Origin of the sequence: Romboutsia maritimum (assembly GCF_002251085.2) — a bacterium.
Classification (GTDB): Bacteria; Bacillota; Clostridia; order Peptostreptococcales; family Peptostreptococcaceae; genus Romboutsia_B; species Romboutsia_B maritimum.
The window spans coordinates 1-14,659 of the sequence record NZ_NOJZ02000034.1; the positions used below are offsets into that span (position 1 = coordinate 1).

Consider the following 14,659-nt stretch of genomic DNA (forward strand, 5'->3'; position numbering starts at 1 on the left):
CAGTAGCATCAGGTGTTGTTGCTTCTATAATGGAATAATTTTCTTAACAGGAATTGAAAAAAAGAGAGGGGGGAATACTCCTCTTTTTTTAAGCTGAGAAATTACAAATATATTGACACGTCAATGAATTTGTGATAACTTATACAAGGTAATGATTTAGGAAGGTAATAATACCTTTATATTAAATTTAGGTATTATATTAACAATATATATTATTGTATTTACAAAGTTGGAGGTGTAGCAGATGAGAGTTAAAGTAACTTTAGCATGTACAGAGTGTAAGCAAAGAAACTACAACACTACTAAGAATAAGAAGAATAACCCAGACAGAATAGAATTACAAAAATACTGTAGATTCTGCAAGAAGCATACTACTCATAAAGAAACAAAATAGTTTTTTATAAGGATGTGAGTGTGGAATGGCTGCCCAAGCAAATCAAGGCGTGAAAACTAAGAAAAGATTCAGTTTAGTTAATTACATAAAAGAGACTAAACAAGAATTAAAAAGAGTTACGTGGCCAACAAAAAAAGAATTATTGAAAAACACAGGCGTAGTTTTAACTGTAGTTATTTCGTTTACTATATTAGTATGGGTTTTAGATAGCCTATTATCTGGTGCACTAAAATTAATACTAAAGTAGATTAAAAGGAGAATAAATATGTCAGAATTACAAGAATTAAAATGGTATGTAGTTCATACCTATTCAGGGCATGAAAATAAAGTTAAAGCTACTATTGAAAAAGCTGTAAAAACAAGAGGTATGGAAGACTGCATAACACAAGTAGTTGTTCCTACAGAAGACGTAGTTGAAACTACAAAAACTGGTAAAGAAAAAACTAGACAACGTAAGGTATATCCAAGTTATGTCTTAGTTAAAATGATAATCACTGATGAATCTTGGTATGTCGTAAGAAATACTAAAGGGGTTACAGGTTTTGTTGGACCAGGTTCAAAACCAGTACCATTAAGTGAAGAAGAAGTTATGGCTATGGGCATTGATACAACAACTACTAAATTAGTAAACAGTGACATTGATTTAGAAATTGGTGATGCGGTTAAAGTTGCTAATGGTCCTTTTAGTGGACAAGTAGGAGTTGTAGAGGAAATCAACCTGGAAAATAAAGAAATAAAAGTATGCATAGATGCATTTGGAAAAAAGACTCTATTTGTAGTAGAGTTCGAAGGCATAGAAAAAATATAATTTATAGTGTAATATATATAAATGTATAGGAATAATTTGAGGAGGTGCGCTTAAAATGGCTAAAAAAGTTATAGGTCAAATAAAATTACAAATACCTGCAGGAAAGGCTACACCAGCGCCACCAGTTGGACCAGCATTAGGACAACATGGTGTTAATATAATGGGATTCACAAAGGAATTCAATGCTAAAACTGCAGATCAAGCTGGTATGATAATACCAGTTGTTATAACTGTATATCAAGATAGATCATTCAGTTTCATAACAAAAACTCCACCAGCTGCAGTATTATTAAAGAAAGCTGCTGGTTTAGATTCAGCTTCAGGAGAACCAAACAAGAAGAAGGTTGCTACTTTATCTTCTGCTAAAATAAGAGAAATAGCTGAATTAAAAATGCCTGACTTAAACGCTGCATCAGTAGAAACTGCTATGAGCATGATCGCTGGTACTGCAAGAAGTATGGGTATAGTTGTAGAAGACTAATTAAAAATTAGACACTTCGTTTTTAGAAGTGGGAGGTTTAAAAACCGAGATTAACCACGAGGAGGAAAATAAAATGGCTAAAAAAGGTAAAAAATACGTAGAAGCGTTAACTAAAATAGATAGAACAAAAGTATATGATGCTACAGAAGCTTTAGCTTTAGTTGCAGAAGTTGCTACTGCTAAGTTTGATGAAACTGTAGAAGCTCATATAAAATTAGGTGTTGACTCAAGACACGCTGATCAACAAGTAAGAGGTGCGGTTGTATTACCACACGGAACTGGTAAAACTAAAAGAGTTTTAGTATTTGCTAAAGGTGAAAAAGCTAAAGAAGCTGAACAAGCTGGAGCTGACTTTGTAGGAGCTGAAGATTTAGTTCAAAAAATACAAGGTGAAAACTGGTTTGATTTTGATGTAGTTGTTGCTACTCCAGATATGATGGGTGTAGTAGGTAGATTAGGTAGAGTATTAGGACCTAAAGGTTTAATGCCAAACCCTAAATCAGGAACAGTTACATTTGATGTAGCTAAAGCTATAGATGAAATAAAAGCTGGTAAAGTTGAATACAGATTAGATAAAACTAACATAATACACGTACCAGTAGGAAAAGTATCTTTTGGTGGAGAAAAGTTAGCTGAAAACTTTGCTGCATTAATGAGTGCAATAGTAAAAGCTAAGCCAGCTGCTGCTAAAGGACAATATTTAAGAAGTATAACAGTAGTATCTACTATGGGACCTGGAGTTAAAATAAACTCAGCTAAAATAGCAGAATAATATTGTTGACATAGATAGACAAACATGTTAATATAAGATTTGTTGATATAAAAAAGAATAGTTTTGCCGTAGACAGTAGGTGCCATAAGGCTTAATATCCTACCGAGGTTTTAGATAAATTGAAATTACTAAAGCTTTTGTAGTCTACTTTTGACTCGGAAGCTTTTTTAAATGAAAATCGCGGCGAATACTAAACCTATTTATGAAGGAGGTGCACGTTTGATGAGACAAGCTATAGAAATGAAAGCAGGCGTTGTTGCTGAGATAGTTGAGAAATTACAAAAATCATCTTCTGCTGTTGTAGTTGACTACAAAGGATTAACAGTTGAAGAAGTAACAGAGTTAAGAAAAAAAATGAGAGAAGCTGGTGTTGAATACAAAGTATACAAAAACACTTTAGTAAGAAGAGCTGCTAAAGAAGTTGGTATAGAACAATTCAACGATGAGCTTTTAGTTGGAACTAATGCAATAGCATTTGGATTTGAAGATCCAGTTGCTCCAGCTAGAATATTAAAGGAATTTATGGATGCTCATCCAAAAATGCAATTAAAAATGGGTATAGTAGAAGGAGAATTCTACAATGAATCTCAAATCGTTGAGTTCGCTAGTATACCATCAAGAGAAGTTCTTATTGCTAAATTACTTGGTAGCTTAAAAGCTCCAGTATCTAACTTTGCATACTTAATAGATGCAATAGCTAAGAAAGCAGAAGAACAACAAGCTTAATTGTCAGTTTATGAAAATTAATAAAAATACTTAATAATAAAATTATTAAAAAGAAAAAAATGCGGAGGTGCTTAAAATGACAATAGAACAAATATTAGAAGCTATAGAAAACATGAAAGTTTTAGAATTAAATGAATTAGTTAAAGCTGCTGAAGAAAAATTCGGCGTATCTGCTTCAGCTCCAGTTATGGTAGCTGGTGCTGCTGGTGGTGCTGCTGCTGAAGAAAAAACTGAGTTTGATGTAGTATTAACATCAGCTGGTGCTTCAAAAGTTGGAGTTATAAAAGCTGTTAGAGAAATAACTGGATTAGGATTAAAAGAAGCTAAAGAAGTAGTTGATAACGCTCCTAAGACTGTTAAAGAAGGAGCTTCTAAAGAAGAAGCTGAACAAATGAAAGAAAAATTAGAAGCTGCTGGAGCATCAGTAGAAGTTAAGTAGTTTCTTTAAAAAAGATGTCCTTAGGGACGTCTTTTTTTTATTTTCTAAAAATATGCAAAAAAATAGAATTTTAGATTGGTATTTTGTGCATAATAGATAATGCATATTTTATAGGAATTTACGAAATAATACAGAGATTATACAATTGATGTAAGTTACATATTGAAAAAAGCTTGTGAGTATGATAAAATTATTAGATGCGTTAGAATCACTATGGTTTTATTTTTAATTATTGAGAGGTGAAAAGTGAATGCCACATCCTGTCACGATAGGTAAAAGAACTAGAATGAGCTTTTCTAAAATTAAAGAAATAGCTGATGTACCAAACCTTATAGAAATTCAAGTAGATTCCTATAAGTGGTTTTTAGAAGAAGGCTTAAAAGAGGTGTTTGATGACATTTCTCCTATAGAAGATTACACAGGTAATCTTATACTAGAATTTGTTGACTATTCATTAGATGATAAGCCTAAATATGACATAGAAGAATGTAAAGAGAGAGATGCTACATACTGCGCTCCTCTAAAAGTAAAAGTAAGACTTATAAACAAAGAGACTGGTGAAATAAAAGAACAAGAAGTGTTTATGGGAGACTTCCCATTAATGACAGAAAGAGGAACTTTTGTAATTAATGGAGCAGAGAGGGTAATAGTAAGTCAGTTGGTTAGATCACCTGGAGTTTACTATGCTCAGGAAAGAGATAAAACAGGTAAAAGATTAATATCTTCTACTGTAATCCCTAATAGGGGTGCATGGTTAGAGTATGAAACAGACTCTAATGATATTATATCTGTAAGGGTAGATAGAACGAGAAAACAGCCTGTTACAGTTTTATTAAGAGCGTTAGGAATAGGAACAGATGCTGAAATAATCGAACTTTTAGGTGAAGACGAAAGATTAGCGGCAACACTTGAAAAAGATAATACTAATACAGTTGAAGAGGGTCTAGTAGAGATATACAAGAAGCTAAGACCGGGTGAGCCTCCTACGGTAGAAAGTGCATCGTCATTACTAAATGCATTATTCTTTGATGCTAAAAGATACGATTTAGCTAAGGTTGGTAGATATAAGTTTAATAAAAAACTAGCTTTATGTTATAGAATAATGAATAAAATTTCTGCTGATGATATAATAAATCCTGAAACAGGGGAAGTTTTTGTTAAAGCAGGAGAAAAAATAAGTTTAGAATTAGCTAAAGATATACAAAATGCAGGTATAAATGTAGTTGATTTATTAATAGACGATGAAACAAGAGTTAAAGTAATAGGGAATAATTTTGTAGACATCAAGTCTCATATTAATTTTAATATAGATGAATTGAATATAAAAGAGAAAGTACATTATCCAACATTAAAAGAAATTTTAGATGAGTATAGTGATGAAGAAGAAATAAAAGAAGCTATAAAATCAAAAGTAAAAGAGCTTATACCAAAGCATATTTTATTAGATGATATAATAGCATCAATAAATTATCAATTTAACATATTCCACAGAATTGGGTTTATAGATGATATAGATCACTTAGGAAATAGAAGAATAAGATCAGTAGGTGAATTATTACAGAATCAGGTTAGAATAGGTCTTTCAAGAATGGAGAGAGTTATAAAAGAGAGAATGACAGTTCAAGATATGGAATCTATAACTCCTCAAGCATTAGTAAACATAAGACCAGTTTCAGCTGCTATAAAAGAATTCTTTGGTAGTTCACAGTTATCTCAGTTCATGGACCAAACAAATCCATTATCTGAATTAACTCATAAAAGAAGATTATCTGCATTAGGACCTGGAGGTCTTTCAAGAGAAAGAGCTGGATTCGAAGTGCGTGACGTTCACCATTCACATTACGGAAGAATGTGTCCAATAGAAACTCCAGAAGGGCCAAATATCGGTCTTATAAACTCTTTAGGAACTTATGCTAAGATAAATGAATTTGGTTTCATAGAATCACCATATAGAAAATTTGATAAAGAGACTGAAACAGTTACAAGTGAAATACATTACTTAACAGCAGATGAAGAAGATTTATTTGTAAGAGCTCAGGCAAATGAGCCTTTAACAGATGACGGAAAATTTGTAAATAACAGAGTAGTTTGTAGAACAGTAAATGGAGCAGTTGAATTAGTACCAGCTCATAGAGTTGACTACATGGATATATCTCCTAAGCAGGTTGTATCTATAGCTACGGCTATGATACCATTCTTAGAAAATGATGATGCCAACCGTGCGCTTATGGGATCAAACATGCAACGTCAAGCCGTGCCTTTAGTTAGAAGAGAAGCTCCTATTATAGGTACAGGTGTAGAGTACAGAGCGGCTAAAGACTCTGGTGCTGTTGTAGTTGCTAAACATTCTGGTATAGCAGACAGAGTAACTGCAGATGAAATAATAATAAAAAGAGAAGATGGAAATAGAGATAGATATAAATTACTTAAATTTAAACGTTCTAACTCAGGTACTTGTATAAATCAAACACCTATAATAAGTAAAGGTGAACAAATCCAAGCAGGAGATGTTATAGCAGATGGTCCAGCTACGGACTTAGGAGAAGTAGCTTTAGGAAGAAACTGTTTTATAGCGTTTATGACATGGGAAGGTTATAACTACGAGGATGCCATCTTAATAAATGAAAGATTAGTAAAAGAAGATAGATTATCAACAATTCATATAGAAGAATACGAATGTGAAGCAAGAGATACTAAATTAGGACCAGAGGAAATAACTAGAGATATACCTAATGTTGCTGAGAATGCTATAAAGAACTTAGATGACAGAGGTATAATTAGAATAGGTGCTGAAGTTGATTCTGGAGATATATTAGTTGGTAAAGTAACTCCAAAAGGAGAAACTGAACTTACTGCTGAAGAAAGATTACTTCGTGCTATATTCGGAGAAAAAGCTAGAGAAGTAAGAGATACTTCACTTAAAGTTCCTCATGGTGAATGTGGTATAATTGTGGATATAAAAGTGTTTACAAGAGAAAATGGAGATGATTTATCTCCAGGAGTAAATGAATTAGTTAGATGTTATATAGCTAAGAAAAGAAAAATCAAAGTAGGAGATAAAATGGCTGGACGTCATGGTAATAAAGGGGTTATCTCAAGAGTATTACCAGAAGAAGATATGCCATTTATGCCAGATGGAACTCCGCTTGATATAGTTCTTAACCCTCAAGGGGTACCATCACGTATGAACATCGGACAGGTATTAGAAGTTCATTTAGGACTTGCAGCTAAGACTTTAGGATGGCATGTAGCGACATCTGTATTTGATGGAGCTAAAGAAGAAGATATAAGACATGCTTTAACTAAAGCAGGATATTCTGATGATGGTAAGTTAACATTATACGATGGAAGAACTGGAGAAACTTTTGATAATAGAATAACAGTTGGTTACATGTACATGCTTAAACTACATCACTTAGTTGATGATAAGTTACATGCAAGAAGTACTGGACCATACTCATTAGTTACTCAACAGCCACTAGGTGGTAAGGCACAATTTGGTGGACAAAGATTTGGAGAGATGGAGGTTTGGGCTCTAGAAGCATATGGAGCTGCTCACATACTTCAAGAAATACTTACTGTTAAGTCTGATGACGTTGTAGGACGTGTAAGAACATACGAAGCTATAGTAAAGGGTGAAAATATTCCTGAACCAGGAATTCCTGAATCATTTAAAGTTCTTATAAAAGAACTTCAAAGTTTATGCTTAGATGTAAAGGTATTAACAGAAGAAGATGATGAAATAGAAGTAAGAGAATCTTTAGATATTGATGATTCAATTAGTGAATTTGAAATAGATATAGTGGATAACATGAAAGAAGTTGAAGAAAATCATATAATAGAAGAGATCGAAGATGATTTTATAGAAACTGTTGAAGAAGACGTAGATAGCTTAGATTTCGAAGAGGAAGTAGTTTATGAAGAAGTAAACTACGATAGCGAAGACTTTGATATGTAATTTTTTTATTAATGAAATCTCAAATAGAAGGGAGAGAACTCCTTGTTTGAATTAAACAATTTCGAGTCGATAAAGATAGCATTAGCTTCTCCAGAAAAAATAAGACAATGGTCTAGAGGAGAAGTAAAAAAGCCTGAAACTATAAATTACCGTACTTTAAAACCAGAGAAAGATGGTCTTTTCTGTGAAAGAATATTTGGACCTCAAAAAGACTGGGAATGTCACTGTGGTAAGTATAGAAGAGTTAGATATAAAGGTGTAGTTTGTGATAGATGTGGAGTTGAAGTAACTAAATCTAAAGTAAGAAGAGAGAGAATGGGACATATAGAGCTTGCTGCTCCTATGTCTCACATCTGGTACTTCAAAGGTATACCAAGTAGAATGGGTCTTTTACTTGATATGTCACCAAGATCTTTAGAAAAAATATTATATTTTGCTTCATATGTTGTAATTAATCCAGGAGAAACTGGACTTAATGAAAAACAATTATTAACAGAAAAAGAATATAGAACGGCTGTTGAAAAGTACGGATATACATTCACTGTAGGGATGGGTGCTGAAGCTGTAAAACAACTTTTACAAAATATAGATTTAGAGCAACAAAGTAAAGATTTAAGAGCTGATTTAAAAGACAGCACAGGACAAAAGAGAGTTAGAACAATAAGAAGATTAGAAGTGGTAGAAGCTTTCAAAAAGTCTGGAAATAAACCAGAATGGATGATATTAGATGCTATACCAGTAATACCTCCTGATTTAAGACCTATGGTTCAATTAGATGGTGGTAGATTTGCGACTTCTGATTTAAATGATTTATACAGAAGAGTTATAAATAGAAATAATAGATTAAAGAGACTATTAGAACTTGGAGCTCCAGATATCATCGTAAGAAATGAAAAAAGAATGCTTCAAGAAGCAGTAGATGCTTTAATAGACAATGGTAGAAGAGGTAGACCTGTAACAGGACCTGGTAATAGACCGCTTAAGTCTTTATCAGACATGTTAAAAGGTAAGCAAGGACGTTTCCGTCAAAACTTACTTGGTAAACGTGTAGACTACTCAGGACGTTCGGTTATAGTTGTTGGACCAGAACTTAAATTCTATCAATGTGGTCTTCCTAAAAAAATGGCTCTTGAATTATTCAAACCATTTGTTATGGATAAATTAGTTAAAGAAGGATATGCACATAATATAAAAAGTGCAAAATCTATAGTGGAAAAAGTTAAGCCAGAAGTTTGGGATGTTCTTGAAGAAGTTATAAAGAGTCACCCGGTTCTACTTAACCGTGCACCGACTCTTCATAGATTAGGTATACAAGCATTTGAACCAGTTTTAGTTGAAGGTAAAGCTATAAAGCTACATCCACTTGTATGTACAGCTTACAATGCTGACTTCGACGGTGACCAAATGGCGGTTCACGTACCTTTATCAGTAGAGGCGCAAGCAGAAGCAAGATTCTTAATGTTATCTGTAAATAACATACTTGCTCCTAAAGATGGAACACCTATAACTACTCCTTCTCAGGATATGGTTCTAGGATGCTATTATTTAACTATAGAAGAGCAAGATTATGCTCCAGGACATGGTACGATATTTAAAGATTTTAATGAATTATTACTTGCGTATCAAAATAAAGCAGTTCACTTACATTCTAAAGTTAAAATGAGAATAGTACTTCCTGATGGAAGAAAATCTTTAGTGGAAAGTACAGTTGGTAGATTTATATTTAATGAAAATGTACCTCAAGATATGGGATTTGTAGATAGAAGTAAAGATCCATTTGGATTAGAAGTTGACTTCTTGGTTACAAAAAAATCTCTTGGTACAATAATAGATAAATGTTTTAGAAAACATGGAAATACAGAAACTGCAATATTGTTAGATCATATAAAAGCTTTAGGGTTTAAGTACTCTACAATAGGTGGGATGACAGTTGCAGTTGCAGATATGACAATACCAGAAGCTAAAAAAGCTCATATAACGGCAGCTGAAGAAAAAGTTGATAAATATGAAAAAGCATATAGAAGAGGTTTAATATCTAATGAGGAAAGATACGAAAGAGTTATAGAAACTTGGTCAGAAACAACTGAAAAAGTTACAGATGCTCTTATGGCTGGACTTGATAGATTAAACAACATTTATATAATGGCTCATTCAGGAGCAAGGGGTTCTAAGAACCAGATAAGACAGTTAGCAGGTATGCGTGGTCTGATGGCCAATGCATCTGGTAAAACAGTCGAAGTACCAGTTAAATCTAACTTCCGTGAAGGTTTATCAGTAATGGAATACTTTACATCTTCACATGGGGCTAGAAAAGGTCTTGCCGATACAGCGCTTCGTACTGCCGATTCAGGTTACTTAACAAGAAGACTTGTTGATGTTAGTCAAGATGTTATAGTAAGAGAAATTGATTGTGGAACAACAGATACTACTGAGATTCTTGCTATAAAAGATGGTAATGAAGTTATCGAAGAATTATATGACAGAATAGTAGGAAGATATACTATAGATGCTATAGTAGATCCTAGTACTGGAGAAGTTATAGTTGAAGCTGACTCTATGATACAAGAAGATGAAGCTGAGAGAATAATTAATTCAGGAATAGAAAAAGTAGAAATAAGAACTGTTCTTAACTGCAAAACTAATCATGGAGTATGTTCTAAATGTTATGGAAGAAACTTAGCTACAGGTAAAGAAGTTAATATAGGTGAAGCTGTTGGTATAATAGCTGCTCAATCTATCGGTGAACCAGGTACACAGCTTACAATGCGTACATTCCATACTGGTGGGGTTGCCGGAGGAGATATAACTCAAGGTCTTCCAAGGGTTGAAGAATTATTTGAGGCTAGAAAACCGAAAGGTTTAGCTGTAATAACAGAAATATCAGGTAGAGTTGAAATAGACGAAACTGGAAAGAGAAAAGAAGTAGTTATAGTTCCAACGGTTGGTGAAGAAGAAGCTTATGCAATACCTTATGGATCAAGAGTAAGAGTTAAACAAGGGCAAATGGTTGAAGCCGGAGCACCTTTAACTCAAGGTTCTATAAATCCTCATGATATAGTAAGAGTACAAGGTATAGGTGGAGTTCAAGAGTATATAGTTAAAGAAGTTCAGAGAGTTTATAGAATGCAAGGTGTTGATGTTAACGATAAACACATAGAAGTAATTGTTAGACAAATGCTATCTAAAGTTAAAGTTGAAGACCCAGGAGATACAGATTTATTACCAGGAGGTTATGAAGATGTATTAACATTCAATAAATGCAATGAAGAAGCTATTTCTCAAGATTTAAGACCGGCTGTTGCAAAGAGAGTTTTACTTGGTATAACTAAAGCGTCTCTTGCTACAGAATCATTCTTATCAGCAGCATCATTCCAGGAAACTACAAGAGTATTAACAGAAGCTGCTATAAAAGGAAAAGAAGACCACTTAATAGGTCTGAAAGAAAATGTTATATTAGGTAAATTAATACCAGCAGGTACAGGTATGAAAAAATACAAGAATATAGCAGTTGAAAAAATCCAAGACTAAGAATCGATAGATACAAAGAAATCTTGACATAGATACAGTCTGGTGATAAAATGTAAAAGTATGAAATTTAAAAGTATGCTAAGAACTTTGAATGTTCTTAGTAACTTTTAAATTTACTTAAAAATTCAAATGAACTAGCGCACCAAGCTAAAAAAATGCTTAAACCACATTTATTGTGTGTTAATAGACATTTAATTGTACTATATGTAACGAGAGTTACATCAGTCAGTATGTGAGTCATGCTGATGTAGTTGGCGGTCATTTAAGATCGAAAATTTTGGAAGGAGGTGCAGATGATGCCAACAATTAACCAATTAGTTCGTAAAAGTAGAAAAGCGATAGAGAAAAAATCTACTGCTCCAGCATTACAAAAGGGATACAATTCTTTAAACAAGAAAACAACTGATACAAGTGCTCCACAAAAAAGAGGGGTTTGTACTTCAGTTAAAACAGTTACTCCTAAAAAACCAAACTCAGCTTTAAGAAAAGTTGCCAGAGTTAGATTAACAAACGGTATAGAAGTTTCTGCTTATATACCAGGAGAAGGACATAACTTACAAGAGCATAGTGTTGTTCTTATAAGAGGAGGAAGAGTTAAAGACCTTCCAGGGGTTAGATACCATATACTTAGAGGTACATTAGATACTGCAGGTGTTGATAAGAGAATGCAGTCTAGATCTAAGTACGGTGCTAAAAAACCTAAAGCTGCAAAAAAATAATAAAAACAACTAACAATTGATTATAGTGCGGTGCTTTAAATATATAGACATATTTATGGCATCACGGCATTATTTTTATGTCGAGTACCTATGATTTAAGATTTAATAATTAAGGAGGGAAGCAAAATGCCAAGAAGAGGTAATGTTCCAAAAAGAGACGTATTACCAGATCCAATATACGGAAGTAAGGTAGTTACTAAGTTAATAAATAACTTAATGATAGATGGAAAAAAAGGTAAATCACAAGCAATAGTTTATGATGCATTTACTGTAATAGCTGAAAAAACAGGAGAAGACGCTTTAGAGGTATTCAATAAGGCTATGGAAAACATAATGCCTGTTTTAGAAGTAAAAGCAAGAAGAGTTGGTGGAGCTAACTACCAAGTGCCAATAGAAGTTAGACCTGAAAGAAGACAAACTTTAGGTTTAAGATGGTTAGTAAACTACACTAGAGCTCGTGGAGAAAAAGGTATGGTAGAAAAATTATCTAAAGAGATAATGGATGCTGCTAACAACACAGGAGCTTCAGTTAAGAAGAAAGAAGATACTCATAAGATGGCAGAAGCTAATAAAGCATTTGCTCACTATAGATTCTAATAAATAGGATAGATATTGATACCTTAAAAAGGATATCATAAGGAGGATAACCATGGCTAGAAAGTTTCCTTTAGAAAGAACTAGGAATATAGGAATCATGGCTCATATAGATGCAGGAAAAACTACTACTACAGAAAGAATCCTGTTCTACACTGGGCAAACTCATAAAATAGGAGAAACTCATGAAGGGGCTTCTCAAATGGACTGGATGGAGCAAGAGAAGGAGAGAGGTATAACAATTACTTCTGCTGCTACTACTGCTGCATGGAAAGACCATAGAATAAATATAATAGATACTCCAGGACACGTAGACTTCACAGTTGAAGTTGAAAGATCTCTAAGAGTTCTTGACGGTTCTGTTGCTGTATTCTGTGCTAAGGGTGGGGTTGAACCTCAATCTGAGAACGTATGGAGACAAGCAGATAACTATGGAGTGCCTAGAGTTGCATTTGTAAATAAAATGGATATCATGGGTGCTGACTTCTACAATGTTGTTAGCATGATGAAATCAAGATTAAATGCAAATGCAGTACCAGTTCAATTACCAATAGGTAAAGAAGATTGGTTAGAAGGTGAAGTTGACTTAGTAGAAATGTGTGCTCACATATACAAAGATGACTTAGGTGTAGTGATAGAAAGAACTGAAATACCAGAAGATATGAAAGAATTAGCTGCAGAGTGGAGAGAAAAATTAGTTGAAGCAGTAGCTGAAACTGATGAAGAGTTAATGATGAAATATCTTGAAGGTGAAGAATTCACTACAGAAGAAATAAAAGTTGCTTTAAGAAAAGCTACTATAGCTTGTGAACTGAATCCAGTATTCTGTGGTTCTGCTTACAAAAACAAAGGTGTTCAGTTATTACTAGATGGTGTTATAGATTATTTACCAGCTCCAACTGATATAGCGGCTATAAAAGGTATATTAGAAAATGGTGAAGAAGACGAAAGACATTCATCTGATGAAGAACCATTTGCAGCATTAGCATTCAAAATAATGACTGACCCATTCGTTGGGAAGTTAGCATTCTTCAGAGTTTACTCTGGAATAATGCAAGGTGGATCATATGTTCTTAACTCTACTAAAGGTAAGAGAGAAAGAATAGGTCGTATACTACAAATGCATGCTAATACAAGAGAAGAAATAACAGAAGTATATGCTGGGGATATAGCTGCAGCGGTAGGATTAAAAGATACTACTACTGGAGATACTTTATGTGATCCAGCTCATCCAATAATACTTGAATCTATGGAATTCCCAGAACCAGTTATATCTGTAGCTATAGAACCAAAATCAAAAGCTGCTCAAGAAAAGATGGGTATCGCTCTTCAAAAGTTAGCTGAAGAAGATCCAACTTTCACAGTTAAGACTGATCAAGATACAGGACAAACTATAATATCTGGTATGGGTGAATTACACTTAGAGATAATAGTAGATAGATTATTAAGAGAATTTAAAGTTGAAGCTAACGTTGGTGCTCCACAAGTTGCTTACAGAGAAACTATAACTCAACCAGTTGATGTTGAATACAAGTACTCTAAACAATCAGGTGGTAGAGGACAATATGGTCACGTTAAGATCAGAGTTAATCCTCAAGAACCAGGTGCTGGATACAAATTCGAAAACAAAACTGTTGGTGGATCTGTACCAAGAGAATACGTTGGACCAACTGATGCAGGTATACAAGGTGCTATGGCATCTGGTATAGTTGCTGGATATCCAGTTGTTGACATAGCTGTTGAATTATATGATGGTTCTTACCATGAAGTCGATTCATCAGAAATGGCATTCAAAATGGCTGGTTCTATGGCAATGAAAGAAGCTCTGAAAAAAGGTAATGCTGTATTACTTGAACCATATTTCAAAGTCGAAGTTGTTACTCCTGAAGATTACATGGGAGACGTAATGGGTGGATTAAACTCTAAGAGAGGTTTAATACAAGGTATGGAAGCTAGATCTGGTGCACAAGTTATAAATGCATTTGTTCCACTTTCAGAAATGTTCGGATACTCTACAGAGTTAAGATCAACTACTCAAGGTCGTGCAACTTACACAATGATATTTGACCATTACGAGCAAGTTCCAGCTTCAGTTGCTAAGAAAATAGCTGAAGGAAAATAATAATTTAAAATAAATTTAAAAATAAATAAGGCGAGGTATTGCCTCGTCTTATAAAAAATATATGGAGGTATTTCAAAATGGCTAAAGCTAAATACGAAAGAACTAAACCACATGTTAA

General features: G+C 33.7%; 12 protein-coding genes and 1 other annotated feature. All 12 genes read left to right on the forward strand.

Annotated features, from left to right (window positions below; genetic code table 11):
- Positions 1-244: 244 nt before the first annotated feature.
- The 12 genes from rpmG to fusA all read left to right on the forward strand — a co-directional run bounded on the left by rpmG (position 245) and on the right by fusA (position 14,541).
- Complete coding sequence (gene rpmG / locus CHF27_RS12350; protein WP_003421192.1) at positions 245-394, forward strand: 50S ribosomal protein L33; 150 nt, start codon at positions 245-247, stop codon at positions 392-394.
- Positions 395-419: 25 nt separating this feature from the next.
- Positions 420-641: a preprotein translocase subunit SecE gene (gene secE, locus CHF27_RS12355; protein ID WP_095406059.1), complete on the forward strand. Its 222-nt coding sequence runs from the start codon at positions 420-422 to the stop codon at positions 639-641.
- A gap of 18 nt (positions 642-659) precedes the next feature.
- Positions 660-1,202 (forward strand): transcription termination/antitermination protein NusG, encoded by a 543-nt coding sequence (gene nusG / locus CHF27_RS12360; protein WP_095406060.1) that lies wholly within the window; start codon positions 660-662, stop codon positions 1,200-1,202.
- Positions 1,203-1,257: 55 nt separating this feature from the next.
- Complete coding sequence (gene rplK, locus CHF27_RS12365) at positions 1,258-1,683, forward strand: 50S ribosomal protein L11 (protein WP_026899723.1); 426 nt, start codon at positions 1,258-1,260, stop codon at positions 1,681-1,683.
- 73 nt (positions 1,684-1,756) lie between these two features.
- The gene (gene rplA / locus CHF27_RS12370; protein WP_095406061.1) at positions 1,757-2,455 is read left to right on the forward strand and encodes a 50S ribosomal protein L1; all 699 of its coding nucleotides are present in this window, start codon (positions 1,757-1,759) and stop codon (positions 2,453-2,455) included.
- A 48-nt stretch (positions 2,456-2,503) separates the two neighbouring features.
- Positions 2,504-2,633, forward strand: a sequence feature (ribosomal protein L10 leader region).
- Between the two features lie 44 nt (positions 2,634-2,677).
- On the forward strand, positions 2,678-3,181 hold the full coding sequence (rplJ, locus tag CHF27_RS12375) for a 50S ribosomal protein L10 (protein ID WP_095406062.1): 504 nt from the start codon (positions 2,678-2,680) through the stop codon (positions 3,179-3,181).
- Between the two features lie 76 nt (positions 3,182-3,257).
- The gene (rplL, locus tag CHF27_RS12380; RefSeq protein WP_095406063.1) at positions 3,258-3,620 is read left to right on the forward strand and encodes a 50S ribosomal protein L7/L12; all 363 of its coding nucleotides are present in this window, start codon (positions 3,258-3,260) and stop codon (positions 3,618-3,620) included.
- 250 nt (positions 3,621-3,870) lie between these two features.
- A complete protein-coding gene (gene rpoB / locus CHF27_RS12385) occupies positions 3,871-7,578 on the forward strand; it encodes a DNA-directed RNA polymerase subunit beta (protein ID WP_095406064.1) in 3,708 nt (1,235 codons plus the stop codon).
- A 42-nt stretch (positions 7,579-7,620) separates the two neighbouring features.
- The gene (gene rpoC / locus CHF27_RS12390) at positions 7,621-11,106 is read left to right on the forward strand and encodes a DNA-directed RNA polymerase subunit beta' (protein WP_095406065.1); all 3,486 of its coding nucleotides are present in this window, start codon (positions 7,621-7,623) and stop codon (positions 11,104-11,106) included.
- Between the two features lie 296 nt (positions 11,107-11,402).
- On the forward strand, positions 11,403-11,825 hold the full coding sequence (gene rpsL, locus CHF27_RS12395) for a 30S ribosomal protein S12 (RefSeq protein ID WP_095406066.1): 423 nt from the start codon (positions 11,403-11,405) through the stop codon (positions 11,823-11,825).
- 126 nt (positions 11,826-11,951) lie between these two features.
- A complete protein-coding gene (gene rpsG, locus CHF27_RS12400) occupies positions 11,952-12,422 on the forward strand; it encodes a 30S ribosomal protein S7 (RefSeq protein WP_095406067.1) in 471 nt (156 codons plus the stop codon).
- Positions 12,423-12,474: 52 nt separating this feature from the next.
- A complete protein-coding gene (fusA, locus tag CHF27_RS12405) occupies positions 12,475-14,541 on the forward strand; it encodes an elongation factor G (RefSeq protein WP_095406068.1) in 2,067 nt (688 codons plus the stop codon).
- The last annotated feature ends 118 nt before the right edge of the window (positions 14,542-14,659 follow it).